23 protein-coding genes and 1 pseudogene are annotated in these 25281 nt (G+C 71.6%); 9 read left to right on the top strand and 15 right to left on the bottom strand.

The features are described from left to right. Positions 1-80 precede the first annotated feature (80 nt). The 13 genes and pseudogenes from ACTWPW_RS54115 to ACTWPW_RS54055 all read right to left on the bottom strand — a co-directional run bounded on the left by ACTWPW_RS54115 (position 81) and on the right by ACTWPW_RS54055 (position 13780). On the bottom strand, positions 81-1397 hold the full coding sequence (locus tag ACTWPW_RS54115) for an NAD(P)/FAD-dependent oxidoreductase (RefSeq protein ID WP_375113300.1): 1317 nt from the start codon (positions 1395-1397) through the stop codon (positions 81-83). Between the two features lie 96 nt (positions 1398-1493). Then, complete coding sequence (locus tag ACTWPW_RS54110) at positions 1494-2288, bottom strand: uracil-DNA glycosylase (protein ID WP_375113299.1); 795 nt, start codon at positions 2286-2288, stop codon at positions 1494-1496. Between the two features lie 18 nt (positions 2289-2306). After that, positions 2307-3233, bottom strand: a complete 927-nt coding sequence (locus tag ACTWPW_RS54105) for a hypothetical protein (protein ID WP_443173570.1) — start codon at positions 3231-3233, stop codon at positions 2307-2309. Further along, entirely contained in the window at positions 3230-3556 is a 327-nt protein-coding gene (locus tag ACTWPW_RS54100) for a PadR family transcriptional regulator (RefSeq protein ID WP_364129007.1), read from the bottom strand. Before ACTWPW_RS54100 ends, ACTWPW_RS54105 begins: the two co-directional genes overlap by 4 nt. A 97-nt stretch (positions 3557-3653) precedes the next feature. Next, entirely contained in the window at positions 3654-4820 is a 1167-nt protein-coding gene (locus tag ACTWPW_RS54095; protein WP_443173569.1) for a hypothetical protein, read from the bottom strand. A gap of 172 nt (positions 4821-4992) precedes the next feature. Then, positions 4993-5940, bottom strand: a complete 948-nt coding sequence (locus ACTWPW_RS54090) for a Ppx/GppA phosphatase family protein (RefSeq protein WP_375113296.1) — start codon at positions 5938-5940, stop codon at positions 4993-4995. Then, positions 5931-6419 (bottom strand): DUF501 domain-containing protein, encoded by a 489-nt coding sequence (locus ACTWPW_RS54085; protein WP_375113295.1) that lies wholly within the window; start codon positions 6417-6419, stop codon positions 5931-5933. The genes ACTWPW_RS54090 and ACTWPW_RS54085 overlap by 10 nt, the downstream gene beginning before the upstream one ends. Further along, positions 6409-6825 carry an FtsB family cell division protein gene (locus tag ACTWPW_RS54080; RefSeq protein ID WP_375113294.1) on the bottom strand — a complete coding sequence of 139 codons (417 nt, stop codon included), beginning with the start codon at positions 6823-6825 and terminating at the stop codon, positions 6409-6411. The genes ACTWPW_RS54085 and ACTWPW_RS54080 overlap by 11 nt, the downstream gene beginning before the upstream one ends. A gap of 64 nt (positions 6826-6889) precedes the next feature. After that, on the bottom strand, positions 6890-8167 hold the full coding sequence (gene eno, locus ACTWPW_RS54075) for a phosphopyruvate hydratase (protein ID WP_443173568.1): 1278 nt from the start codon (positions 8165-8167) through the stop codon (positions 6890-6892). A 91-nt stretch (positions 8168-8258) separates the two neighbouring features. Beyond that, a complete protein-coding gene (locus ACTWPW_RS54070; protein WP_443173567.1) occupies positions 8259-9203 on the bottom strand; it encodes a MazG family protein in 945 nt (314 codons plus the stop codon). A 2-nt stretch (positions 9204-9205) separates the two neighbouring features. Further along, complete coding sequence (locus tag ACTWPW_RS54065; protein ID WP_443173566.1) at positions 9206-9805, bottom strand: SurA N-terminal domain-containing protein; 600 nt, start codon at positions 9803-9805, stop codon at positions 9206-9208. A gap of 30 nt (positions 9806-9835) precedes the next feature. Beyond that, a pseudogene (gene mfd / locus ACTWPW_RS54060) lies at positions 9836-13324 on the bottom strand (transcription-repair coupling factor). Positions 13325-13417: 93 nt separating this feature from the next. Continuing rightward, positions 13418-13780: a signal peptidase I gene (locus tag ACTWPW_RS54055; protein WP_443173565.1), complete on the bottom strand. Its 363-nt coding sequence runs from the start codon at positions 13778-13780 to the stop codon at positions 13418-13420. Between the two features lie 62 nt (positions 13781-13842). Between ACTWPW_RS54055 and ACTWPW_RS54050 the strand changes: the two genes are divergently transcribed. The 3 genes from ACTWPW_RS54050 to ACTWPW_RS54040 all read left to right on the top strand — a co-directional run bounded on the left by ACTWPW_RS54050 (position 13843) and on the right by ACTWPW_RS54040 (position 16871). Beyond that, positions 13843-14562, top strand: a complete 720-nt coding sequence (locus tag ACTWPW_RS54050; protein ID WP_443173564.1) for a methyltransferase domain-containing protein — start codon at positions 13843-13845, stop codon at positions 14560-14562. 126 nt (positions 14563-14688) lie between these two features. Then, positions 14689-15903, top strand: a complete 1215-nt coding sequence (gene cysC / locus ACTWPW_RS54045) for an adenylyl-sulfate kinase (RefSeq protein WP_443173563.1) — start codon at positions 14689-14691, stop codon at positions 15901-15903. 83 nt (positions 15904-15986) lie between these two features. Further along, positions 15987-16871, top strand: coding sequence for a sulfite exporter TauE/SafE family protein (locus tag ACTWPW_RS54040; RefSeq protein WP_443173562.1), 885 nt, complete (start codon positions 15987-15989; stop codon positions 16869-16871). Here the strand turns inward: ACTWPW_RS54040 and ACTWPW_RS54035 are convergent. Further along, positions 16816-17844 carry a glycoside hydrolase family 26 protein gene (locus tag ACTWPW_RS54035; RefSeq protein ID WP_443173561.1) on the bottom strand — a complete coding sequence of 343 codons (1029 nt, stop codon included), beginning with the start codon at positions 17842-17844 and terminating at the stop codon, positions 16816-16818. The genes ACTWPW_RS54040 and ACTWPW_RS54035 overlap by 56 nt on opposite strands. Before the next feature lie 281 nt (positions 17845-18125). Here ACTWPW_RS54035 and ACTWPW_RS54030 point away from each other — a divergent pair, with 281 nt between their 5' ends. Genes ACTWPW_RS54030 through ACTWPW_RS54005 form a run of 6 tightly spaced genes read left to right on the top strand, consistent with a single transcriptional unit; the run spans position 18126 to position 24555 of the window. After that, positions 18126-19418, top strand: a complete 1293-nt coding sequence (locus ACTWPW_RS54030) for a Wzz/FepE/Etk N-terminal domain-containing protein (protein WP_443173560.1) — start codon at positions 18126-18128, stop codon at positions 19416-19418. Next, on the top strand, positions 19415-20680 hold the full coding sequence (locus tag ACTWPW_RS54025; protein ID WP_375113284.1) for a hypothetical protein: 1266 nt from the start codon (positions 19415-19417) through the stop codon (positions 20678-20680). Before ACTWPW_RS54030 ends, ACTWPW_RS54025 begins: the two co-directional genes overlap by 4 nt. Then, positions 20677-21573 carry a hypothetical protein gene (locus tag ACTWPW_RS54020; RefSeq protein WP_443173559.1) on the top strand — a complete coding sequence of 299 codons (897 nt, stop codon included), beginning with the start codon at positions 20677-20679 and terminating at the stop codon, positions 21571-21573. The genes ACTWPW_RS54025 and ACTWPW_RS54020 overlap by 4 nt, the downstream gene beginning before the upstream one ends. Before the next feature lie 5 nt (positions 21574-21578). Then, the gene (locus ACTWPW_RS54015; protein WP_375113503.1) at positions 21579-22424 is read left to right on the top strand and encodes a sulfotransferase domain-containing protein; all 846 of its coding nucleotides are present in this window, start codon (positions 21579-21581) and stop codon (positions 22422-22424) included. Then, entirely contained in the window at positions 22421-23665 is a 1245-nt protein-coding gene (locus tag ACTWPW_RS54010) for a lipopolysaccharide biosynthesis protein (RefSeq protein ID WP_443173558.1), read from the top strand. The genes ACTWPW_RS54015 and ACTWPW_RS54010 overlap by 4 nt, the downstream gene beginning before the upstream one ends. Continuing rightward, positions 23662-24555 carry a sulfotransferase gene (locus ACTWPW_RS54005; protein ID WP_443173557.1) on the top strand — a complete coding sequence of 298 codons (894 nt, stop codon included), beginning with the start codon at positions 23662-23664 and terminating at the stop codon, positions 24553-24555. The genes ACTWPW_RS54010 and ACTWPW_RS54005 overlap by 4 nt, the downstream gene beginning before the upstream one ends. On the opposite strand, the gene ACTWPW_RS54000 is transcribed toward ACTWPW_RS54005, so the two are convergent. Beyond that, a partial coding sequence (locus ACTWPW_RS54000; protein ID WP_443173556.1) for a WecB/TagA/CpsF family glycosyltransferase occupies positions 24542-25281 on the bottom strand: 740 nt, incomplete at its 5' end. The genes ACTWPW_RS54005 and ACTWPW_RS54000 overlap by 14 nt on opposite strands.

The raw sequence follows: 25281 nt of genomic DNA, 5'->3' as shown, positions 1-25281 counted from the left end.
CCCGTGGTACCCCTTCTGCTTGCGACCAGGGGTGCCGAAAACGCCCCGGCGATGATCGCCGGGGCGCTGCCGTACCTGGGCTAGCGGCGAGTCGTCGCCACGGCGGCCCTGAAGCCCTCGCGCGGGTGCTCCATCTCACCCAGAGAGATCGTCTCTCGCTTGAAGAACAGGGCCAGGGTCCAATCGACGACGACACGGACCTTGCGGTTCAGCGTCGGCACCCGCGACAGATGGTAGGTCCGGTGCATGAACCACGCAGGGAATCCGCGAAGCTTGACGCCATAGACATTGGCGACGCCCTGGTGCAGGCCGAGACCGGCCACCGATCCGACATACTTGTGGCGGTATTCGACCAGTTCCTGCCCGCGCAGGAGGCGGACGATGTTGTCGGCGAGCACCTTGGCCTGGCGCACCGCGTGCTGGGCGTTCGGGGCGCAGTACTGGCCCGGGTTCGTCACGTCCGGCACCCCCGCGGCGTCCCCGGCGGTGAAGGCGTCGGGCGTGCCCGCCACCGTGAGCGTGGCGGTGGCCTTGATCCGGCCGCGCTCGTCGAGCGGGAGGTCGCTGTCGTTCACCACGGGGCTGGGCTTGACCCCGGCGGTCCACACGAGGGTCTCGGCCTCGAACTCCGAGCCGTCCGACAGCACCACGTGGCCGCCCTCGCAGGACACCAGGCGGGTCTCGAGCTTGACGTCGATGCCGCGCTCGCGCAGCTGCTCCAGCGTCCACTTGCCCATCTCGGGGCCGACCTCGGGCAGCACCCGGTTCGTCGCCTCCACGAGCACCCAGCGCAGGTCGGACGGCTCGATGTTGCGGTAGTAGCGGGTGGAGTCCTTCGCCATGTCCTCGAGCTCGGCCAGCGCCTCGACGCCCGCGAAGCCGGCCCCCACCACCACGAACGTCAGCGCCCTGCGCTTGATCTCCGGGTCGTCGGTCGACTCGGCCACGTCGAGCAGGTGCAGCACGCGGTTGCGCAGCGCGATGGCCTCACCGACGGTCTTGAAGCCGATGCCGATGTCGGTGAGCCCCGGAATGGGCAGCGTGCGGGAGATCGAGCCCGCGGCCATCACGATCACGTCGTAGGCCACCTTCCGGCCCTCCCCCTCGGCGGGCCGGAAGGTGACGGTACGCTCGGAGTGATTGATCTTGGTCACCGTTCCGTTGAGTATGCGGACCTTCGGGAGGATCCGCCGCAGCGGGGCCACCATGTGGCGCGGCGACAGGTTGCCCGCCGCGGCCTCAGGCAGGAACGGCTGGTAGGTCATGTAGGACTGGGGGTCGATGATGGTGATGCGGGCTTCGCCGCCGCGCAGCTCCCGGTGGAGCTTGCGCTGCAGCCGGAGCGCCGTGTACAGGCCGACGTAGCCACCGCCGACGATCAAAATGTGCTTGTTCATCCTGAGGCCCCATCCCTCGTGGAGAGTGCTTGTGAAAGCATTCACAAGCCTACGTCCTCGCTTTCGACGAATCCAATCGGGGGATGGTGGGACGCGTCACACAGCCAGTGACCTGGCCCTCGAGAAGACGTCGTCCAGCATCTGGGCGGTGACGCGGCCGGTGAAGGTGTTCTGCTGGCTCGGGTGGTAGCAGCCGACGAGCGTGACGGGGGCATCGCCGTACCGGACCTCGACCTCGGCCCCGTGGCCGAACGGCGGCCGGCTGCGCGGCAGCGCGTAGCCGGCGTCCTTGAGCGCGGGCCACATCGCCTGCCAGGCGTAGCCGCCCAGCGCCACGATCACCCGTACGTCCGGCGCGACCAGCGCCACCTCCCGCGCCATCCACGGGAAGCACGTGGCCTTCTCCGACGGCGCCGGCTTGTTCGCGGGCGGGGCGCAGCGCACGGAGGCCAGCACGCGCGTCCCCAGGAGCCGCTGGCCGTCCCCCGCGTGCGTGCTGGTCTCCCGCGCGGCCAGGCCGCTGCGGTGCAGGGAGGCGAACAGCCAGTCGCCGCTGCGGTCGCCGGTGAAGATGCGCCCGGTCCGGTTGCCCCCGTGGGCGGCCGGCGCCAGCCCGACCAGCAGGATCCGCGGCTGCTCGGCGCCCCACCCGGGGACGGGACGGCCCCAGTACGTCTCCTCCGCGAACGCGCGCCGCTTCACCTCGGCCACCTCCTCGCGCCACTCCACCAGGCGGGGGCACGCGCGGCAGACGGACTGCCTGGCGGTGAGCTCCGCGAGGGTGCCGCTGGCGGCGGCGAGGCGGCGCACGTCGGCGGGATCGAGCGCGACCGGCGTGTCAGCGGTCGCGGGGTCGTCGGGCCAGCCGGTGCCAGGAGGTACGAAACTCATGACACCGATGGTGCCCGATCAGTCCTTCGCCGGCGTCTTCGCGGGCGTCTTCGCGGGCGTGGGGACGGGCGCGGGCGTCGCCGTGGCCGCCGGGACCGGGGCCGGCTCCGGGGTGGGACACGCCGACGGCGTGGGCGACGGGCCCGTCTCCGCCGCCAGTGCCGCCCGCTGCTCGACCAGCGGCAGCGGATAGCGGTTGAGCACCGGCTCGCCACATGACCGGTCCACCTCGTAGCCGTAGTCCTCGGGATCGGTCGTGAGCGGGTTGCCGTCCTGGTCGTAGAGGTAGACGTCGGTCAGCGGGGTGCCGTCCTTGGCGTAGGGCTGGATGTTGTAGACGCCGTCGGACGACGCCTGCCGCATCCACACGTCGGGCTGGGCCATGTAGACCTCCCGCGGCTGCGGCGACTCCGCCTGCGCCAGGCCCGCGAGCAGCGCCAAGGAGGCCACCACGTTGGCCGCCAGCGCCACCAGCACCACCGGCCGCCTCCTGCGCCGCCGGCCGAACCAGACCGAGACCCAGACCCCGGCCGCCACGACGGCCCAGTCGGCGGGGTTCTCCGGGGCGACCTGCCCCTCGCCCGTCATGGACAGCAGCAGCATGGCCAGCACGTAGCCGCGCAGCACCCACCACCCCGGCCGCAACTCCGGCAGGAAGCCCACGAAGCTCCTGTAGGGCCCCTGTCCCATCAGCCCGGTATGCGCCCTCCGGGCCCACGCGCGCGGGTCCAGGCGCTTCCTGGGGCCCCGCTCGGGGCGCTCCCCGTACGCGGCCGCCAGCTCCTCGGCGTAGGCCTCGGGCGGCCCGAGCCGGTCCTCCAGCGGCAGGCCGGGGTCCGCGGCGATCTCGGCCAGGTGGTCGTCGAGGTCTTCCAGCAACTCCTCCCGCTCGGGATGGCCGGCCAGAGCCTCCCGTACGGCCTGGGCGTACTGTTCGGGGGTCATGCTTGTCCCTCCTTGAGCAGGGCTGCCATGGTGGCCGAGAAGGAGGCCCAGGTCTTGGCCGAGGCGGCGTACATCTCCCTGCCGACGTCGTTGAGCCCGTAGTACTTGCGGTGCGGCCCCTCGTCGGAGGCCACCACGTAAGAGGTCAGCGCGCCGGCCTTGAACAGGCGGCGCAGCGTGCCGTAGACGGAGGCGTCGCCCACGTCCTGCAGACCGGCCTCCCTGAGCCTGCGCACGACGTCGTAGCCGTAGCCGTCACGTTCGTCGAGCACGGCCAGCACGGCCAGGTCGAGCACGCCCTTGAGGAGCTGGCTGCTGTCCACGCGATGCACACTACTGTGCAAAGCAGAATAGTGGCAACCGAAAAACCGGGTGGCGCCCGAAGGTGCCACCCGGTTCAGCCGATCAACGTCGTTCCGCTCAGGAGGCGGACGGCGCGGGGGCCGAGGCCGAAGGCGTGGCCTCCGGCGCGGAGGCCGGAGCAGGCGCCTTGCAGGCCTCGTAGGACCTGGTGATGGTGTCACCGTTGTTCGGTCCGGTGATCGAGAACGTCACCCTCCCGCCCTTGGCCGCGTCACCGGCCAGCGCGGAGGTGAACCCCGCGATGGAGTGCACGCCGCCGTCACGGTCGAAGTAGGTGTAGCCACTGCTCACCACGGTGCCGTTCAGCGACCAGCTGTAGTTCACCCGACCGGCGCCGGTCGAGGTGATCTGACCGCTAGCGGCGACCGAGCAGTCGCTCTTCGTCTCAACCGAGATGGAGCCGGCAACCTTGGTGGGCTGAGGCTTGGGGGCCTCGTACCCGTCCTTGCACCAGACCTTGTAGTAGGCCCGGTTGGAGGACGTGCCGTCAGGGCCGAGGATCTCGAGCTGCGCCCAGCCGCGCTGGCTGTGACGCGGGGAGATGCCGAAGCCGACCTTGCGCGCGTCGCGGACCTTGATCTTGCCGTAGTCGACGACGTCACCGTTGAGGACCCAGCGGTAACGCACCCACGTCGGGCGGGTGGTCTCGATCAGGCCGACGAAGTCGATCTTGTCGCCGGGGGTGCAGGGGCCGGCGTACGAGCTCGGGCTGGCCCAGGCGCGGGCGCTGACCGAGACGTCGAGGTGCGTACGCACGTTCTCCTGCGGCTTCTGGCAGTCGACGGCGAAGTAGCCCTTCTTGGAAGTGACCTTCTTCGGACCGAGGACCTGAACGGCCTCCCAGCCCTTGACGTCTTCCTTGAAGGTGATGGACTGCTTGACCGTCACCGTCTTGGTGCCCTTGCCGCTGAGCTTGATCACGTTGACCTTGCTCTTGGACCCGTCACCGTGGAGCCAGCGATAGGCCAGCTCCGTCTTGCCCTTGACAGGCACCTTGATCTTGGCCGAGAAGTTCACCTTGGCCGGGCAGGAACCTTCGTAGTCACCGGGAGAGGCCTTCGGCGCGGAGACCGAGACCTTGGGTCCCGACGCGGCCTTGCCCGCGGCCGTGGCCGAGGTGGCAGCCTGCGCGGGGCCGGCGACCAGGCCCGCGGCCATGGTGGCCAGCACCGCGGCCGACGCGCCGAACGCAGCGGCCCTGCGTGCTAACCCAACAGACATCATGTGAGAGTGCTCCATTCCGTGAGGGAAGAGACGCGCTCGGGAACGGTCGCCACGCCAGCGCCTTTCGCGCACAGCGATATGGCAAAGCCCCCGTAATGCCCCTTTACCTAATCACAATAGTGATTGCACGCTCAACACGACCCGCGGATCGGAAATGTCCGGATTTCTTCAGCTATCCGGCAAGGGACCAGGCGATTCCATCCAAGATGTCGTGTTCGCTCACGACGACCTGCGAGAACGCGAAACGACGGACGATGCGGTCAAGAATTAGCGCGCCGGTGCCAATCACGTCAACCCTCCCGGGATGCATCACGGGCAGAGCCGCGCGCTCACTATGGGTCATCGCGAGCAGCCGCCGCGTGACGTCGTGCACCTGCTCGGCGGAAATCCGCGAGTGGTGAATGCGGGCGGAGTCGTAGGCCGGCAGGTCGAGCGCGATGCCCGCCACCGTCGTCACCGAGCCCGCCAGGCCCACCAGCGTGTGCGCCTGCCGGACGGGGACCTCCGCCTCGACCCCGTCGAGGGCGGCCTCGATGTCGGCCACCACGGCCTCCAGGGCCGGCGCCGACGGCGGGTCACCGGCGTCGCGCAGATGCCGCTCGGTCAGGCGTACGCAGCCGATGTCCACCGACAGTGCCGCCTGCGCGTGCTCGGAGCCGACCACGAACTCGGTGGAGCCGCCGCCGATGTCCACCACCAGGTAGGGAGGCAGCGGGCCCTGAGGCACCTCCGTCTCGGGCGACAGGTGCACCAGCCCCCTGGTCGCGCCCGTGAACGACAGCTCGGCCTCCTCGGCCCCCGTCACCACCTCGGGCTCCACCCCGAAGATCTTGCGGACGCCGTCCACGAACTCCTGCCGGTTGGCCGCGTCCCTGGTCGCGCTCGTGGCCACCACGCGCGTGGCGGTGGCGCCGTGCCGGTCGATCAGCTCCTGGTAGCCGCGCATGGCCGCGAACGTGCGCTCCAGGGCCTCCGGCGCCAGCCGGCCGGTCCTGTCGACGCCCTGGCCGAGCCGGACGATCTCCATCCGCCGCTCGACGTCGCCGAGCTCGTCCCGCTCGACGTCGGCGATGAGCAGGCGTACGGAATTGGTGCCGCAGTCGATGGCGGCTACACGCATGGTCCGTCACTCCACCAGTCGGGGAGAGCGTCCAGCGCCTCCCTGCCGAACGGGTTGGCCCCGGGCACCGCCAGCTCGTGCGCCACGAGCGCGTGCAGGCACTTGACCCGCTGCGGCATTCCCCCCGTGCTCTGCATGTCGCGCGGGAGCGGCGCCAGGCCCTCTTCCTGCGCCGCCCTGTCGCGCCTGGCCACGTAGTCGTCGTGCGCGGCGCGGTAGGAGGCCGCCAGCTCGGGATCGGTGGCCAGCCTGGCCTGCATCTCGCGCATCAGCCCCGAGCCCTCCAGCGTGCCGATGGCGGAGGCCGCCTTGGGGCAGGTCAGGTAGTAGAGGGTCGGGAAGGGCGAGCCGTCCGGCAGCCGCGGCGCGGTCTCCACCACGTCGGGGTTGCCGCACGGGCAGCGGTGCGCGACCGCGCGCAGCCCTCTGGGCGGCCGCCCGAGCTGCTCCCGTACGACCTCGACGTCCTTACTGTCCAACGCTTTCCTTCCCCGTCACAGCCCGGCGACCGGTGCCCTTGTCGGCGGCCTCCACGGACTCCCAGAGCGTCTGATACCACGGCGGCACCGTCGCCGGCTGTTTCACGGCCGTCTGTTCCTTGCCCTGTTCGGGCTCCATCACCACATAGCACTTCTCGCCGGGCCCGCAGTAGTGCAGCCGTTCCTTGGCCGTCTTCTTGATCCAGTTGGGATCGTCGCTCTGCCGGTCACGGGCCAGCAACGCCTGCTTCTCGGCCTCGACCCTGGCCTTCTCGGCCCGCAGCTCCGAGATGCTGCGGCGCAGGCTGATGTATTCGCGCACAGGGTAGGCCAGGCTCATCGCGATCGCGCACACCACGACGGCCAGGATGGCGGCCCGCCCGGTCAGCTGCGGCCTTTTCGCCATTTGCTGCACACCCCCTCAAGTGCGGCTCGCGGCCGGATCGGGGTGCCGCGAGCCGTACTCGAAACTAGCGCCGGAAACGCGGGAACGCCGCGCGACCCGCGTAGCGGGCGGCGTCGTCGAGGAGCTCCTCGATACGCAGCAGCTGGTTGTATTTCGCCACCCGGTCCGAGCGGGCCGGGGCGCCGGTCTTGATCTGGCCGCAGTTGACCGCCACGGCGAGGTCGGCGATCGTCGTGTCCTCGGTCTCGCCGGAGCGGTGGCTCATCATGCACCGGTAGCCGCTGCGGTGGGCCAGGTCCACGGCGTCGAGCGTCTCCGACAGCGTGCCGATCTGGTTGACCTTGACCAGCAGGGCGTTGGCCGCGCCGTCCTTGATGCCCCGCTCCAGCCGCTCGGGGTTGGTCACGAACAGGTCGTCGCCGACGAGCTGCACCTTGTCGCCGAGCGAGGTGGTGATGGCCTTCCAGCCCTCCCAGTCCTCCTCGTCGAGCGGGTCCTCGATCGAGACGAGCGGGTAGTTGGCGACCAGGTCCTCGTAGAAGGCGATGAGCTCCTGCGCCGACAGGCCCTTGCCGTCGATCGTGTAGACGCCGTCCTTGTGGAACTCGGAGGCGGCCACGTCGAGCGCCAGCGCGATGTCCTCGCCCGGCACGTAGCCGGCCCGCTCGATGGCGACCAGGATCAGGTCGAGCGCGTCGCGGTTGGAGGGCAGGTTGGGCGCGAAGCCGCCCTCGTCGCCCAGGCCCGTGGCGTAGCCCTTCTCCTTCAGCACGCTCTTGAGCGCGTGGTAGACCTCGGTGCCCATGCGCACGGCCTCGCGGAACGTCTCCGCCCCGATCGGCGCGATCATGAACTCCTGGATGTCCACGTTGGTGTCGGCGTGGGCGCCGCCGTTGAGGATGTTCATCATCGGCACCGGCAGCACGTGGGCGTTGGGGCCGCCCAGGTAGCGGAAGAGCGGCAGGTCGGCGCCGTCGGCGGCGGCCTTGGCCACGGCCAGCGAGACACCCAGGATGGCGTTGGCGCCGAGCTTGGCCTTGTTGGGCGTGCGGTCCAGGTCGATCATGATCTGGTCGATGATGCGCTGGTCCTCGGCCTCGACGCCGCTGATCTCGTCGAAGATCTCGTCGGTCACGGCGAGCACGGCCTTCTCCACGCCCTTGCCGCCATAGCGCTTGCCGCCGTCACGCAGCTCGACCGCCTCGAACTGGCCGGTGGACGCCCCGCTCGGCACGGCCGCGCGGCCGGTGCTGCCGTCGTCGAGCACCACCTCGACCTCGACCGTCGGGTTGCCCCGGGAGTCGAGGATCTCGCGAGCGTATACGACCTCGATGGTAGCCACGGGATGCGCTCCTAAATCGAAAGGCAATATGCCATCAGAGCCTATCGGTACGCCCGCACCCGAAGACTGCACGGGCCTGCGCCCCCGCCGGTCAGCCCCGGTCCTGGCCGGACGACTCCCACGCGCGCACCCGGTCACGGTACGACCGCGCCGCCGCGCGCAGCTCGGCCTCGGCGTCCAGCCCGCCCTCGGCGGCCCGCCGCACCAGGTCGAACAGCTCCCGCGCGATCCCCTGCCCGACCGCGGCCGACAACGACTCCGGCGCCCCGGCCCGCTCGGCCCGGCGCACCAGCTGGGCGGCCAGCGACAGTGCCGGCTGCCCCATGGGGACCCCGTCGAGCACCGACTCCGTGCCCTTGGCCGCCCGCTCGGCCGCCTTGATCGCGTCCCAGTTGTCGTTGACCTCGTCCGCGCTCTCGACGCGTACGGAGCCGAACACGTGGGGGTGGCGGCGGACGAGCTTGTCCACGATCCCGGCCGCCACGTCGTCCATGTCGAAGTCGTCGGCCACCCGGGCGTGGAACACCACCTGCAGCAGCAGGTCGCCCAGCTCCTCCCGGAGCGCCTGGTAGTCGCCCCGCTCGATGGTCTCGAGCACTTCGTAGGCCTCTTCCAGCAGGTACGGCACCAGCGTCTCGTGCGTCTGCTTGCGGTCCCACGGGCACTCGGTGCGCAGCCGGTCCATCACCGCGACCAGGTCGAGCACCCGCGCGCCCGGCAGGTCGTACGACCCCGGCACGACCTCGATCACCGGCGGCTCCGCCAGCGCGACCGCGGCGTGCCCGACGGCCCGCATGAAGTTCTCGCCGTCCTGCTCGGAGAGCCACACCACGGTCTCGGCGACCGCCCGCCGCGCCAGCCCGGACGGGTCCGGCTCGACGACCTCGACCTCGACCCCGGCCTCCGCCAGGTAGGGAAGCTGCGGATGGGCGGCGGAGGCGGTCAGCACCGGCCCGGAGCGCAGCGCCTGCCAGGCCTGGTGGCTCAGCAGGCCCGGCGCGACCCTGGGCGAGGTGGTGACGACGATCAGCGGCACGATCAGCCCTGCTGCGGCTGCGGCTGCGCCTGCTGGGTGAGCTTGCCGAACCTGCCGGTGTCGACGAACAGCGCCGGGTTCTGCTCCGAGCGCTGCGGGTTGAGCGTGCCGTAACGCGGGTTGAAGACCGGCTTGATCGAGCTGAACTCCGCGACCAGCCGCTGCTGCCCGGCCTGGCCGAACTTCTGCTGCAGCTTCGACAGGCCCACCATCACCCGGCCGTAGTCGCGGGCGTCGTTCGGCGAGACTCCGTTGGCCAGCAGGTTGATCTCGGGCGACTCGAACTGCCCCGGGTCCTTGAGCGCGGCGTCGACCTCCGTCTCGCTCACCTGGACGTTGTGCCGGGCCATGAGCTGCCTGGACACGCTCACGTTGACCAGGCGCTGCAGCACGACCTGGGTGACCGGCACGCCCAGCGCCGACTCGTCCAGCTTGGCCCGCTTCAGCGCGGCGAGGTAAGCCTGCGTGTCCGTGTTGAGCTTGCTCGTCGAGATGCGCTCGTTCCCGACCACGGCCGCGGCCCCGGCCTGCATGGGGGAGGAGCAGGCGGTCAGTGCCACGGCCACCGTTGCGGCGGCCACAGCCACTCGTATCGACTTCACGTACGTCCCTTTCCGACCCGAAAACCGCCGCTAGCTTACCCGTGCGGGCTCGAGGAACATCGCCTCGACCAGGTCACCGCACCATTTGAGCAGGTCGAGATCGCGCAGCGGCTGCCCGCCCAGGGGCTTGGTCTTCGGGACCGGCACCAGCAACGTCTCCGCCGCCTGCTTGTATATCGCCTTCTTGTACAGCCGGTCGAGCCGGACCTGCTGCGACTCCTTGAGCCTGGCCGGGCCGAACTTGATGTTCTGCCCCTGCAGCGTGACGTCCGTGAGCCCGGCGGAGCGGGCCTTGATCCGGAACATGGCGACCTCCAGGAGGTTCTCCACCTCCGCCGGGGGCTTGCCGTAGCGGTCGGTCAGCTCGTCGCGCACCTCGTCGATGTCGGCCGGGGAGCTGATGGCCGCGATCCGCTTGTACGCCTCCAGCCGCAGCCGCTCGGAGGTCACGTAGTCGTGCGGGATGTGGGCGTTGATCGGCAGCTCGACCTTGACGTCGTGCTGCTCCTCCTGCACCTCGACGCCCGACAGCTTGGCCTTCTGCTCCTGCACGGCCTCGGCCATGAGCCGGACGTACAGGTCGAAGCCGACGCCCGCGATGAACCCGGACTGCTCGGCGCCCAGCACGTTGCCCGCGCCGCGGATCTCCAGGTCCTTCATCGCGACGTACATGCCCGCGCCCATCTCGGTGTGCTGCGAGATCGTCGCCAGCCGCTCGTGGGCGGTCTCGGTCAGCGGCTTCTCCGGCGGGTAGAGGAAGTACGCGTAACCGCGCTCCCTGCCTCGCCCGACCCGGCCGCGGAGCTGGTGGAGCTGCGACAGGCCGTAGTTGTCGGCCCGGTCCACGATCAGCGTGTTGGCGTTGGGCACGTCGAGCCCGGACTCGACGATCGTGGTGGAGACCAGCAGGTCGTATTCGCGCTCCCAGAAGCCCACCATGATCTTCTCGAGCTGGTGCTCGTTCATCTGCCCGTGGGCCACCGCGATGCGCGCCTCGGGAACCAGCTCCCGCAGCCGCGCCGCGACCCGGTTGATCGAGGCCACCCGGTTGTGCACGAAGAAGACCTGGCCGTCGCGCATCAGCTCGCGCCGGATCGCGGCCCCGATCTGCTTCTCCTCGTAAGGCCCCACGAACGTGAGGATCGGGTGGCGCTCCTCCGGCGGCGTGAGGATCGTGGACATCTCGCGGATGCCGGTCAGCCCCATCTCCAGCGTGCGCGGGATCGGCGTGGCGGACATGGCCAGCACGTCCACCTGGGTGCGCAGGTGCTTCATCGCCTCTTTGTGCTCGACGCCGAACCGCTGCTCCTCGTCGATGATGATCAGCCCCAGGTCCTTGAACCTGACCTCGGGGCTGAGCAGCCGGTGCGTGCCGATCACCACGTCGACCGCGCCCGCCCGGAGACCTTCGAGCGTGCCCTTGACCTCGCCGTCGGTCTGGAAGCGCGAGACCGCCTTGATCGCCACGGGGAAGCTGGAGAAGCGCTCGGCGAAGGTGGACATGTGCTGCTGCACCAACAGCGTCGTGGGCACCAGCACCGCGACCTGCTTGCCGTCCTGCACCGCCTTGAACGCCGCGCGCACCGCGATCTCGGTCTTGCCGTAGCCGACGTCGCCGCAGATCAGCCGGTCCATCGGGATGCCGCGCTCCATGTCGCGCTTGACCTCGTCGATGGCCTCCAGCTGGTCGCCGGTCTCGGCGTACGGGAAGGCGTCCTCCATCTCCCGCTGCCACGGCGTGTCGGCCCCGAACGCGTGCCCGGGCGAGGCCATCCGGGCGGAGTAGAGCCTGATCAGCTCCCCGGCGATCTCCTTGACCGCCTTCTTCGCCCGGGACTTGGCCTTGGCCCAGTCGGCGCCGCCCATGCGGTTGAGCGTGGGCGCCTCGCCGCCGACGTAGCGGGTGACCTCGTCGAGCTGGTCGGTCGGCACGTAGAGGCGGTCGCCCTTGGCGTATTCGATGACCAGGTATTCGCGGGTGGCGCCCTGCACCGTGCGCTGCACCATCTCGATGTAGCGGCCCACGCCGTGCTGCTCGTGCACCACGTGGTCGCCGACCTTGAGCTGGAGCGGGTCGACCATGTTGCGGCGGCGGGAGGGCAGGCGCCGCATGTCCTTGGTGGAGGCCTTCTGCCCGACCAGGTCGAGGTGGGTGAGGACGGCCAGGTTGGGGGTGATGAAGCCGTGCTCGATCAGGCCGGTCGAGACGTGGACGACCTTCGCCTCAGGCGCCTTGTCGAGATATTTCCGCAGCCGTGCGGGAACGTCGACACCCTTGAGCAGCTCCACCATGCGCTCGGCCGGCCCGTGGCCCTCGCTGAGCAGCACGACCGCCTTCTCGTCGGCCAGCCAGCCCTTGATGTCGGCCAGCGCCTTGGCGGTGTCGCCGCGGTAGGCCTCGGAGTCCTGCGCGTCCAGCTCCACCCCGTTGCCGAACGGCGCCATCGTCCACCAGGGCTGGCCCAGCACGTCGGCGTGCCCGCGGATCTCCTCCAGCGAGCGGAACGCGGCCGCGCCCAGGTCGATCGGCGCCTCGCCGCCGGCCGCCGCGTTGATCCAGGAGGCTTCGAGGAACTCCTGCGAGGTGCGTACGAGCTCCTCGCTGCGCCCCCTGATCCGCTCGGGGTCGCACACGAACACCGCCGACCTGGCCGGCAGGTGGTCGAGCAGCAGGTCCATCTCCCCGGCCAGCACCGGCGCGAACGCCTCCATGCCCTCGACCGGCGTGCCCTCGGCGAGCTGGTCGAGCACCTCGGCCAGCGCCGGGTGCTCCTCGGCCAGCTCCCGCGCCTTGGCCCTGACCTCGTCGGTCAGCAGCAGCTCGCGGCACGGCGGCGCGAACAGGCCGTCCTCGGCCGCCTCCAGCGAGCGCTGGTCGGCCACCTTGAACCAGCGGATCTCCTCGACCGTGTCGCCCCAGAACTCCAGCCGCAGCGGGTGCTCCTCGGTCGGCGGGAACACGTCGAGCAGCCCGCCCCGCACGGCCACCTCGCCGCGCTTCTCCACCATGTCCACCCGGTGGTAGCCGTTGTTGACCAGGTTGGTGACCACCTCGTCGAGGTCCGCGTCGTCACCGGCGCGCAGCCTGATGGGCTCCAGGTCGCCGAGCCCCTTCACGATCGGCTGCAGCAACGCCCTGATCGGGGCCACGATCACGCTGAGCGGCCCGGCCGCGGCGTCGCCCTTGACCGGGTGCGCCAGCCGGCGCAGCACCGCCAGCCGCTGGCCCACGGTGTCGCTGCGCGGCGAGAGCCGCTCGTGCGGCAGCGTCTACCATGTCGGGAACACCGCCACCAGGCTCGGCTCGATCAGGCTGGTCAGCGCGGCGGCCAGGTCTTCCGCCTCGCGCCCGGTCGCGGTGACGGCGAGCACGGTCCGCTGGTCGTGCCCGGCCAGCGCGGCCACGCCGAACGGCCTCAGCGCGGACGGCGCGATCAGCGACACATCGCCGCCCTCTTCGAGAGCGGCGGTCAGTTTCGGGTCGGCGCGAACAAGGTCAAGCAGTCCGGAAAGACTCATCAGATACGCCCACAGCCCCACGACGGCAACACGACTACCCCCGGCCGGGTCAGGTCGCGGGGGTCCCTTCAAGACTACTCGCCACACCCACCGTCAGCCGACGCGGTAGCCGGGCACCGACGGCCAGCGAACGGTCAGCACGGTGGACTCCACCTCCGCCCGCCAGGAATGGTCGACGCCCTTGCCCCAGACCACGTAGTCGCCGGGCTCGGCCAGCAACACGCTGCGGCCCGGCAGTTCCACCCGGAACCGGCCGCTGATCAGGACGAGCAGGGCGGTGCGGTCCTCGCCCCTGACCCACTCCGCGCGCTCGTCGCCGGGAGGGTGCACGCCCCACTTGATCTCGACATCGTCGCTGTGCCTTGGATCGCCCGGGGGTTTGAAGTGACCGAGCAACCACCCCCGGTCCAGGGCCGCGTCCGCACCGGCGTTGCCCACGTAGACCCGATCGCTCACGAGCCAGGACGCTAGCAGGGAAATGCATTACTGATACCGATTGATTGATTACTGTAGGTCACATGTCTGAGGTGCGATCGGTCGCCCAGCGAGGCGACCTCTTCGGTGAGCGGGTCCGCGAGCACTGTGCCGGGCAGCCGATCAGGCGGCTCGACGTGCTGGTCGCCGGGTGCGCGCACGACGAACCCCTGGTGCTCGACCACGTCGAGACGAGGGCCACCGGGGCCGACGAGGACCACCCCGCGGTGAGGAGGGTGCTGGAGGAGCGGGCCGACCTGGTCGCCTGGTCGCTGGGGGATCTGCGCTGCGTGCCGCTGCCGCCCAGGGCCTTCGACGTCATCCAGCTCTCCTTCCTGCTGGAACGGGTCAGACACGCCGAGCTGGTGTTCGACCGGCTGCTGCAGTCGCTGCGGCCGGGCGGCCTGGTGCTGTTGCGCATGCGCGACCGCAGGTCGGCCTACGGCCTGCTCGACCGCATCATGCCGTCGTTGGTGCGCCGCCTGCTGTGGCGGGTCCTGGTCAGGAGGGGCACGCCGGGCCCGCTGCCGGCCGTGTACGAGCCGCTGGCGTCGAGCGACGGCCTGTACGCGTTCTGCCTCAGCCGCGGCCTCATGATCACCGACGACGAGCGCAACACCAGCGGCCCGGCCCGCACGGGCCGGATCGGCGCCGCCGCCGTCACGCTGATGGCCCGGCTGACCAACGGCCGCTTCCCCGCCTCCCACGACGAGATCACCATGGTGATCAGGAAACCCCAGCACCACTTCGCCCGGCTCATCTGACCCGGCGCCCCGCGCCGTGCGGGGCAGGGGGGACGGTCGTGCGGGGTGCGGTCTAGCGACACACTGGTACCAGTCGCTAGACTTCTTTCCTACCAATTCAATCGGAATAGTTGGGATGTAGGCATCGTGGAGTGGACCCCCGACCCGCGCGAGCTGGCCGACCTCGAGCTGCTGCTCTCCGGCGCGTTCGAGCCGCTGACGGGGTTCCTGGGCCACGACGACCTGCACGCGGTGCACGAACGCGGCACCCTGGCCGACGGCACCCGGTGGCCCGCGGCCGTCACCCTCTACCTGCCCGCCGACGTCTCCCCCGGCGACGAGGTCACGCTGCTCGACCCCGAGGGCCTGGCGCTGGCCGCGCTCACCGTGACCGCCCGCGAGCCCGACGGCCTGACCTCGGGCCCGGTCAAGGGCCTGAGCGCGCCGGAGCACGGGCCGTTCGCGCGCCTGCGGCGCACCCCGGCCGAGGTCAAGGACGAGCTGGGCGGGCGGCCCGCGCTGGCCGTCACCATGCGGGGGCCCCTCGACGACCTCTCCGAGATCGTCGGCACGGCCCAGGACCTGGGCGCGGCGATCATGCTGCTCCCCCTCTCGTACGGCGAGGCGGGCCCGGCCGTCGTCCGCGCCGCGCTGCGCGCCAAGGAGAAGCTCCCCGCGGACACGATCGTCGTGTCGGTGCCCCTGGCTCCGCGCGACGAGCCCGAGATCGACCTGGAGCTGCGCGAGCACGTCGCCACCGCCTACGGCGCGGCGGAGCACCTTGCGGGCCCCGACCCCGTGCACATCCCCGGCCCGCCGCACCGGCGCGGCCTGGTGGTGTTCTTCACCGGCCTGTCCGGCTCGGGCAAGTCCACGATCGCCCGCGGCCTGCGCGACACGCTGCTGGAGCTCGGCACCCGGACGGTGACCTACCTCGACGGCGACGTGGTGCGCCACCTGCTGTCCAAGGGCCTGACCTTCTCCAAGGCCGACCGCGACCTGAACATCCGCCGCATCGGCTTCGTCGCCGCCGAGACCGCCCGCCACGGCGGCCTGGCCATCTGCGCCCCGATCGCGCCGTACGCGGGCACCCGCGAGGAGGTGCGCGAGATGGTCGAGTCGGTCGGCGCGGACTTCCTGCTGGTGCACGTCGCCACGCCGCTGGAGGAGTGCGAGCGGCGCGACCGCAAGGGCCTGTACGCCAAGGCCCGCGCCGGTCTCATCCCCGAGTTCACCGGCATCTCCGACCCCTACGAGGAGCCGGACGACGCCGACCTGGTGATCGACACCACGCACATCTCGGTCGAGGCGGCCGTGTCCCGGGTGCTGGACACGCTGAAGGGCGGAGGGTGGATCCGTTGACGGAGCGGACCCGACGCGCCGAGCGGAGTGGCGGCCGATGAGCGGGGCACTCCGCGGAGCGAAGGAGGAGCGGTGATCGACCGTTGAGCGCGGACTGGGCGCTGATCGGCGGGTCCTTCCTCGTCGCCGTCGTGGTCGGGCTGACCGGGATGGGCGGCGGGGCTCTCATGACCCCGATGATGATGTTGTTCTTCAACGTGCCGCCGCTGGCCGCGGTCTCCAGCGACCTGGTCGCCTCGGCCGTGATGAAGCCGGTCGGCAGCGTCGTGCACCTGCGCCGCGGCACCGTCAACCTGCGCCTGGTCGGCTGGTTGTGCGCGGGCTCGGTGCCGGCCGCCTTCTGCGGGGTCTTCCTGGCCCGGGCGTTCGCGGTCACCGACGCGGTCAAGTACGCCCTCGGCGTCGCCCTGTTGCTGGCCGTCGCGGGCATGGCGATCAAGAGCTGGCTCGGCTCGAGGGGTGGCGAGTCGAGCACCCACGACATCGTCGTGCGCCCAATTCCGACCCTACTGGTCGGTATGGTGGGCGGTGTGGTGGTCGGCGTCTCCTCCGTCGGATCGGGCTCGCTGATCATCGTGGCCCTGCTCGTCCTCTATCCGGCGCTCAAGGCCAACCAGCTCGTCGGCACCGACCTGGTGCAGGCCGTGCCGCTGGTCACCGCCGCCGCGCTCGGCCACCTGCTGTTCGGCGACTTCCAGCTGGACCTCACGGTGTCGTTGCTCATCGGCTCGATCCCGGGCGTCTACCTCGGCGCCAGGATCTCCTCGCGCGCCCCCGGCGGCCTGATCAGGGCCCTGCTGGCGATCGTCCTGCTCGCCTCCGCGCTCAAGCTGCTCGACGCGAGCAACACCCTCACCGTCTGGGCGCTCGCGGCGGCCGTCGCGGTCACGATCGCGGGCTGGCGCCTGCGGGTCAGGGCCGCGGCACGGGCGTCGAGCGAAAGTACGGATCTCGAGCCAGCTCGCTGAACGCCTTGTCGGCCCCCGTATCGGAGTCGAAGCTCGTGTCGCCGCGCGGCGCCTGCGGCGAGTCGAAGTAGAGCAGCGCCTTGATCTGCGGATAGCGCTTGATCTGCTTGAGCACCGACTCGAAGAACTTCCGCTTGAACGAGCGGTCGTGCGGCCGCTCGAACACCCCCCACTCGGCCACCATGACCGGCTTGCCGGGGAAGCGCGCCTGCATCCACCGGTAGAACCCCGGCCACTCCGGATATTCCTTGCGCGTCTTGTTCACGAGCCCCTCGAAGTCGTGCACCCGGTCGTCGGCGTACGGGTCCATGGCCACCCAGTCGACCACGTCGTCACCCGGGTAGAGGTCCTCGAACCAGGACTTGGCCGCCCAGTTGGGCGCCCCCATGTACGTCATGACCACGACGGCGTTCTTCACCCCGCCGGCCCGCAGCCTGAGCACCACGTGCCGGAACATGGCCGCGTAGTCGGTGGCCTGCATGCCCGAGCCCGACGAGGAGTCGACGTCGTTCTCCGGCTCGTGGTGCAGGGTGAGGAAGAACCGCTCGGGGAAGGTGCGCCTGAGGTAGGCGGCCAGCCGGTCGATCCGGGCGTCGAGGGCCCCGCGGGCGATCTCCGCCCAGGTGTGGTCGAACGACGGCTTCCAGTTGATCATGAGCAGCCGCGGCCTGGCCGGGTCTCGGGCGAGCCGGACCTCCGCCGCGGTGGGGAACAGCTCGCTGCCCCGGTGATAGACGTGCAGCACGTCGGCCGCGGCGCCCATGCGCGACTCCGCGCCGTGCAGCGCCTGCTCCACCGGCGCGCCGGTGAAGACCTCGGGCGCCATGCCCCACCAGGCGCCGCAGGACGGGATGAGCCTGGAGGTGGCCGTACAGGCGGGCGATCCCGCGACCTCCTTCACCGCAGGGGCCTCGGCCGGCGGCAGGGCGTTGGAGCCCTCCGCGCCGGAGCAGGCGGCCAGCACCGCGGCCACGGCCAGAATGGCACCGCCGGATGTTGCTTTCAGCGAAATTCCCCGTAGCTGCAAAGCCTTCCAACTCCCTCGTCGAACGACCCCCGCCTCTCACTCCTGAACCTTGCCATGTCATTCCTGGAACTTCAGCCAGTGTGGAAGTCTCCCCAGTTCGTGGCGGTCAAGTAACGTTCCGCATTTCCGGATATTTCGCTTTATCGGGGAGCTTCTTTATGGCCTTACCGGAGAAAATCTTGAGTATTCAACATGGGTAATGACCGTCCGCCCTATAGTGGGCGCACATGAGCTCCGGCACCGACCTGGACGAGCATCTTTCGCTGCTGCGCAGGCGGTGGCTGCTCCTGGTGGGCTGCGTCGTGTTCGGCGGCACCGCGGGACTCGCGCTGATGCGCCTCACCCCTCCCTCCTACACCGCGACCACGCAGGTGCTGGTCATGCCGATCGGCCCGCAGGAGCCGGCCAACCAGGTGACCAACCGCCAGCGCGAGGCGCTCAACCTCGACACCGAGGCCCAGGTCGCGCAGTCGGCCGTGGTCGCGGCCCGGGCGGCCAGAACCCTGGGGCTCGCCGTCCCCGAGCCGGTCGAGGTCTCCGTGCCGCCCAACTCGGCGGTGTTGTGGATCTCGGTGACCGCCGCCGACCCCGCCGTCGCGGCCACGCAGTCCCGGGCCTACGCCGAGGCGTACCTGGCCCATCGCCGCGAGAGCGCGCTGACCTCCATGGCCGAGCAGCAGGAGGCCGTGCTGAGCAAGCTCAAGCAGGTCAACGCCGGGATCGACCTCGTGATCAAGCAGCTCGACGGCCTGACCAAGGGCAGCCCGGAGCACGCGATCGCCACCCAGCGCCAGGGCGTGCTCAACCGGCAGGCGGCCAACCTGGCGCTCAAGTACGACGCGCTGAGGACGGTCGCGGTGACCCCCGGCACGGTCATCGGCCAGGCCACGCCGCCGACCGCGCCCAGCTCCCCCAGCCTGCCCCTCTACCTCGGCACCGGGCTCATGGCGGGCCTGCTGCTCGGCTCGGCCGCCGCGTACGCCCGCGACCGCCTCGACACCCGCCTGCGCACGCCCGCCGACGTCGAACGCCTCACCGGCCTGCCGGTGCTCGCCGACCTGTCGAGCCCGCGCGAGCACGGCGTGCTGCACGAGCTGGCCTGCGCCGTGGTCTCCGCGTGCCCGGGCAAGCGGCTGCTGGTCAGGGCCCTGCCCGCCGACCTGTACGCCTCGTCGCTGGCCGAGCCGCTCGCCGTCAGCGCGCCGCTGGTCGTGCTCGACGGCTCCGACGTGCGCGACCTGGCCAGGGCGGACGCGGCCGTGCTGCTGCTCGGGCTGGGCCGGGTCACCTCCGTGGAGGTCGCGGCCACCGTACGCCAGCTGGCCCGGCACGACGTGCCGATCGTCGGCGCGGTGACGGCCACCGACGCGGTGCCGTCGTTCGTACCCCTGCTGGAGCCGCGCCCGCACACCTCGCTCGGCAAGCTCGTCGCGACCGGCGAGCTGGAGCCCAGCGTGTCGGCCGAGACCACGCCCATGCAGGCCGTCCACCACCCGCGGCGGCCGGGCAAGCCGACGTGAGAGGGCCCGCCTGGCCCATCGGGGCGCTGCTGGTCGGCTATCCGGTCTGGTGGGCGCTCGGGTTCGGCGGGCTGTCGGTGATCGTGCTGGCCGTGCCCATGGCGGTGGTGCTGTGGCGGCGCCGGCCGATCAAGGTGCCGCGCGGGTTCGGGCTGTGGGTGCTGCTGCTGGCCGGCTACCTGGTGAGCGCGCTGATGCTGGCGGAGACGCCGCCGGGCACGTACGGCGAGCTGGGGGCGGGCCGGATCGTCGGCTACTCCATGCGGCTGGCGCTCTACTGCTCCGTCCTCGTCGTGCTGCTCTACCTGGGCAATCTCACCGAGCGGGAGCTGCCGCAGCTGCGCCTGGTGCGGATGCTCGGCGTGCTGTTCGTCACCACGGTCGCGGGTGGGCTGCTCGGCGTGTTCTTCCCCGCCTTCGCCTTCACCTCGCCGGTGGAGCTGCTGCTGCCCGAGTGGATCAGCGGGAACTCGTTCGTGCAGAACCTCATCCATCCCACCGCCGCGCAGACGCAGAAGGTGCTGGGGTTCGCCTCGCCGAGACCCGAGGCGCCGTACGAGTGGGCCAACGCCTGGGGCAGCAACGCGTCGGTGCTGCTGGTCTGGTTCGTGGTCGGCTGGTGGGTGTACGGCCGGGCGCGGCACCGGGCGTTCGTGGCCGTGGTGCTGGCCCTGGCGGCGATCCCCGTCGTCTACTCGCTCAACCGCGGCCTGTGGATCGGGCTCGGCCTGGCCGTGCTCTACGTGATCGTCCGGGTGGGCGGGCGTACCAGGGTGGCGCTCTGCGGGGCGGTCGTGGCGGCGGCGCTGGCGTTCATGCTGAGCCCGCTGGCCCCGCTGTTCGCGCAGCGGCTGGACAGACCGCACTCCAACGACATCCGGGCCTTCACCGTGACCGCCACCCTCACCGCGGCCGGCCACTCGCCGGTCATCGGATACGGCAACACCCGCAACGCCATGGGCAACCACCGGACGATCACCACCGGCAAGACCGAGTGGTGCGCGACCTGCGGGCACCCGCCGCTGGGGAGCGACGGGCAACTCTGGCTACTGATCATCACGCAGGGGTTCACGGGGGCGGCCCTCTACGTGGCGTTCTTCCTGGGGGCGATCCGCCGCCACTGGCGTGACCGCAGCCCCATCGGGCTGGCCGGGGTGCTCGTGATGGGGCTCGTACTGCTCTACATGTTCATCTACGACGGCCTGGTCACGCCGCTCAGCCTGTATCTCATCTCGTTCGCCCTCCTGTGGAGGAATTCATGAGCGATGCGGCTGTCCGACTTGGTTACCTCGCGGAGACCGTGCGGCTGCTGTATCCCGGCTCCGGGTCGCCCCGGGCGTACACCGTGCTGCCGCACCCCGCCGTGCCCCGGCGGCTCGCGCCGCGCCGCTGGTGGCATCTCGGGTCGCAGGTCGTGGTGCCGGTCGAGGGGTCCATCGCGGCGCATCTGAGCGAGGTCTTCCACCGGCCGGTCGAGACCGTCCTGCACGTACGTCCCGCGCTGCGGGCCAACCGCAAGCCCATCCTGGAGGCCCGCGCGGACGGGCGGCGGCTGGCGTTCGTGAAGATCGGCGACAGTGCGCGGGCCCGCGAGCTGATCAGCACCGAGGCGGCGGCCCTGCGCAGGCTGGCCGGTCTGCCCCTGAGCACGATCGCCACCCCGTCCGTGCTGCACCACGGCGACTGGCGGGGCCTGTCCGTGCTGGCCCTGTCGCCGCTGCCGGTGCGGCGCGGCCGGGTGCCGGAGCCGCTGCTGCTGGCGGCGGTCAAGGAGATCGCGGGCACCGGCGGCGCGCGCCCGGCCTGGCACGGGGACCTGGCCCCGTGGAACATCTGCCGCTCCCGCGACGGGCGGCTGCTGGTCTGGGACTGGGAACGGTACGAGGTCGGCGTCCCCTACGGGTTCGACGCCGTGCACCACTTCTTCCAGCGGGCGCTGCGCCGGATGGAGCCGCCGGTGGCGGCGCGGGCGTGCGTGGCCGGGGCCGTACGGCTGCTGGCTCCCCTGGGCCTGTCCGCGGCGACGGCCAGGCAGACCGCGCTGCGTTACCTCATCGCGCTGGCCAACCGGCACGCCGCCGACGGCCACGCGCCGCTCGGGCCGCCGGAGTCCTGGCTCAATCCGGCCGTCGACCACGAGGAGCTGCTCACGTGAGGACCATGAAGCGATCGGTGCTGTCATTGTCGCGGGCAACGGGCCGGTTCACGTCAGGGGCGCGCGTGCTGCCATCGTTCCTGATCGCGGGGGCGCAGCGGTGCGGCACGACCTCCCTCTACCGGGCGCTGGCCCAGCACCCGCTGCTCCTCAAACCGGTCCTGCACAAGGGCGTGCACTACTTCGACGTCGCCTACTGGCGCGGGATGGCCTGGTACCAGGCGCACTTCCCGCTGCGGGTGAGCGCGGCCCTGCTCGGCCACCGGTACGGCACGCGCGCCCAGGCGTACGAATCCTCCCCCTACTACCTGTTCCATCCCCTGGCCGGGGAGCGCATCGCCATCGACCTGCCCGGCGTCAAGCTGATCGTGCTGGTCCGCGACCCGGTGGAACGGGCCTGCTCCGCGCACGCCCACGAGCTGGCCAGAGGCTTCGAGACCGAGTCGCACTTCGAGTACGCCCTGGAGCTGGAGGCCAGGCGCCTGGCCGGGGCCGAGGAGCGGCTCCGCGAATCGCCCTTCGCGCTGCACCACTCGCACCGCCACCACGGCTACCTGGCGCGGGGCCGCTACGCCGACCAGCTCGACCGCCTGGAGGCGCTGATCGGCCGCGAACGCATCCTCGTGCTCGACAGCCACCGGTTCTTCGCGGAGCCGGAGGCCGCCTACGACCGGGTGCTGGAGTTCCTGGGGGTGCCGCATCTGGGCTATCCCACGTTCGAGCGGCACAACGGCCGCGCGCTGCCGCGCCGGGTGCCCCGGGTGCTGGGGCAGGCGCTGCGGGACCACTTCGAGGCGTACGACGCGCGGCTGACCCGCTGGCTGGGCGGTGAGCCGTCGTGGCGGCGGTGAGCGTCCGGAAGGGGCTGGCGGGGCTCACGGGGGCGGCCTTCAGCGCGCTGGCGCAGTTCGTGCTGGTGGTGGTGGTGACCAGGGCGTACCCGGCGGCCGAGGCCGGCGCCTTCTTCACCGCGACCGCGCTGGCGCTCATGGCGGCGGGCATCGCGAAGCTGGACGCCGGGACCGGGCTGATCTACTTCATCGCGCGTGCCAAGACCTATGGCTATCGCGGCATTTCCGGATATATCCGGGCGGGGCTCGTGCCGTGCGTCGTGGTGGCGGCGGGCGCCGCTGTCGTGCTGTACCCGCGGCTGGGGCCGCTGGCCGGGCTGCTGCCGGTCATGGTGGCGGCCGACGTGCTGCTGGCCTCCACCCGAGGGTTCGGGGCCATGCGGCCCACCGTGCTGCTGGAGGGCGTGCTGGTGCCGGCATGCCAGCTCGCGCTGGTCGCCGGGGCGGCGCTGGCCGGGGCGGCGGTCTGGTGGTTGCCGCTGGCGTGGGGGGTGCCGTACCTGCCGGTGCTGGTCCTCGCGGCGGGCGGGTTGCGGGGGCGGGTGCCGCGCACGCCGTACCTGCCGGGGACCGGGCGGGACCTGTGGCGGTACACGGCTCCGCGGTCGGTCGCGGGGGCGATCCAGGCGGTGTTCCAGCGGGTGGACATCGTGATCGTGGCGGTGCTCGCCGGGCCGGCGCAGGCCGCCGTCTACACGGCCGCGACCCGGTTCAAGGTGGTGGGGCAGCTCGCCAACCAGGGGCTGGCGCAGGCCGTGCAGCCGGGGCTGGTCAGGGCGCTGGCCGACGGGGAGCGGGAGCGGGCCGGTGAGCTGTACCAGGCGGCCACGGTCTGGCTGATGCTGCTGACATGGCCGGTGTGGCTGGCGTACGCGGGGCTGGCGCCGTGGGTGCTGAAGGTGTTCGGGCCCTCGTACGACTCGGCGGTGCCGGTGGCGCTGGTGCTGGCGGGGACGATGATGGTGGCGACGGCCTGCGGGATGGTCGACGTGGTGCTGACAGCCGCCGGGCACACCGGCGCCAGCCTGCTCAACCTGCTGGCCGCGGTCGGCTGCACCGTGCTGCTCGACCTGGCGCTGATCCCGGCGCACGGCGCGCTCGGGGCGGTCGCCGGCTGGTCGGGCGGCGTGCTCGTCAAGAACCTGCTCCCCCTGTGGCAGCTGCACCGCCGCTACGGGCTGCACCCGTTCGGCCGCCACACCCTCGCGGCGCTGCGCGTGCGGCGGTGGGCGGCCGCATGACGGTCCTGGTGACGGGCCTGCCCCGGAGCGGTACGAGCTGGACGGGCCGGATGCTCGCCGCCGGCGGCGACCTGGTCTACGTCAACGAGCCGCTCAACCCCCAGCACCCGCCCGGCCGCTGCCCCGGGGTGCTCGCCGCCCGGGTGACGCACCGGTTCCAGTACATCTGCGACGACAACTCCGCCGCCTGGCTGCCCGCCTTCCGCGACACGGTCGCCCTGCGCTACCGCTGGCTGGCCGAGCTGCGCGCGAACCGCTCCCCGTACGACCTGGCCCGCCTGCTCCGCTACGGCACCGCCTTCACGCTCGGCCGCCTGGCGGGACGGCGGGCGCTGCTGGACGACCCGTTCGCGGTGCTGAGCGCGGGCTGGTTCGCGCGGCGGCTGGGGTGCCGGGTGATCGCGCTGGTACGGGATCCGGTGTCGTTCGTGGCCAGCTGGCAGCGGCTCGGGTGGACGGTGCACTTCCAGGAGCTGCTCGGGCAGCCGCTGCTGGTCCGCGACCATCCCGAGCTGCTGGAGCTGCGGGCGCTCGTCGGGTCGCGGGACCGCGTGGCCAAGGCGGCCGCGCTGTGGCGGGCGACCCGTACGATCCTGGACCGTACGCCCGGCATCCTCGTCACCTCGTACGAGTCGCTGGCCGCCGACCCGGTGCCCGGCTTCCGGCGCCTGTACGCGTACGCCGGCCTCCCCTGGACCCCCACCGCCGAACGCCGGATCACCAGGGCCTGCTGCCACGACACGAGCACCTCCCGGACCGGGGGTTTCGCGTGGTCCGGCCTGTCCCGCACGGCCTACCGCCGGATGGACTCGCGGCAGGCGCTGCTGAACGGGGCCCGGGGCCTCAGCGAGGAGGAGGCGGCCCGGATCCGCGCCCTCACCGCCGGCTGATGCGGGTGGCCAGGCAGCCGGCGAGCAGGCGTACCGCGAACGGCAGGTCGTCGACCAGATAGCGGCGCGTCAGCCGGCCGGGCTCGGCGGCGAGCCGGAACACCCACTCCAGCCCGGCGCGCCGCATCCAGCGCGGCGCCCTGGCCACCGTGCCGGCCGCGAACGCGATGGCCGCCCCGCAGCCCACGAACCACGCATCCGGCAGCTCCTCCCGCAGGTCGGCGATGAGGCGGTCCTGGCGGGGGAAGCCGAGCCCGACGAACACCAGCCGGGGCCTCGCGGCGACCACCATCCGGCGAACCCGGGCGGCCCCCTCGGGGGTGGCGTCGAAGTGGTAGGGAGGGGCGTGCACGCCGCAGATCGCCAGGCGGGGGTGGCGGCTGGCGAGCCGGCCCGCCGCCCTGCGCGCCACGCCGGGCGGGCCGCCGAGCAGGTAGACGGGCCAGCCGTGGCGGGCGGCCAGCTCGCTGAGCGACCAGATGAGGTCGGCGCCGGTGACGCGCTGGGGCACGGGGGTGCCGAGCAGCCTGGCCGCCCACACCAGCGGCATGCCGTCGGGGACGACGAGGTCGGCCGTGCACACCAGCTCTTCCAGCGCGGGGTCGGTGGCGACGGCGCGGCAGATGTCCACGTTCGGCGTGACGATCCGCCCGCCCTTCCCGGCCTCCAGCGCCACCGCGACCCGCCGCACGACCTCCCGCTCGCTCAGCGCATCCACCTCGACCC

The organism is Nonomuraea sp. KM90 (assembly GCF_052246675.1).
Taxonomy (GTDB): domain Bacteria; phylum Actinomycetota; class Actinomycetes; order Streptosporangiales; family Streptosporangiaceae; genus Nonomuraea.
Note: the sequence above shows the minus strand (reverse complement) of the source record. Positions and strands in the feature narration are given on the sequence as shown.

What these genes read in the sequence shown, in the direction of transcription:
- ACTWPW_RS54090 (WP_375113296.1), bottom strand. Translation starts at nt 5,940, where the DNA reads ATGCGTGTAGCCGCCATCGACTGCGGCACCAATTCCGTACGCCTGCTC.
- ACTWPW_RS54115 (WP_375113300.1), bottom strand. Translation starts at nt 1,397, where the DNA reads ATGAACAAGCACATTTTGATCGTCGGCGGTGGCTACGTCGGCCTGTAC.
- ACTWPW_RS54030 (WP_443173560.1), top strand. Translation starts at nt 18,126, where the DNA reads ATGAGCTCCGGCACCGACCTGGACGAGCATCTTTCGCTGCTGCGCAGG.
- ACTWPW_RS54080 (WP_375113294.1), bottom strand. Translation starts at nt 6,825, where the DNA reads ATGGCGAAAAGGCCGCAGCTGACCGGGCGGGCCGCCATCCTGGCCGTC.
- ACTWPW_RS54015 (WP_375113503.1), top strand. Translation starts at nt 21,579, where the DNA reads ATGAAGCGATCGGTGCTGTCATTGTCGCGGGCAACGGGCCGGTTCACG.
- ACTWPW_RS54105 (WP_443173570.1), bottom strand. Translation starts at nt 3,233, where the DNA reads ATGACCCCCGAACAGTACGCCCAGGCCGTACGGGAGGCTCTGGCCGGC.
- ACTWPW_RS54110 (WP_375113299.1), bottom strand. Translation starts at nt 2,288, where the DNA reads ATGAGTTTCGTACCTCCTGGCACCGGCTGGCCCGACGACCCCGCGACC.
- ACTWPW_RS54005 (WP_443173557.1), top strand. Translation starts at nt 23,662, where the DNA reads ATGACGGTCCTGGTGACGGGCCTGCCCCGGAGCGGTACGAGCTGGACG.
- ACTWPW_RS54020 (WP_443173559.1), top strand. Translation starts at nt 20,677, where the DNA reads ATGAGCGATGCGGCTGTCCGACTTGGTTACCTCGCGGAGACCGTGCGG.
- ACTWPW_RS54050 (WP_443173564.1), top strand. Translation starts at nt 13,843, where the DNA reads ATGTCTGAGGTGCGATCGGTCGCCCAGCGAGGCGACCTCTTCGGTGAG.
- ACTWPW_RS54095 (WP_443173569.1), bottom strand. Translation starts at nt 4,820, where the DNA reads ATGATGTCTGTTGGGTTAGCACGCAGGGCCGCTGCGTTCGGCGCGTCG.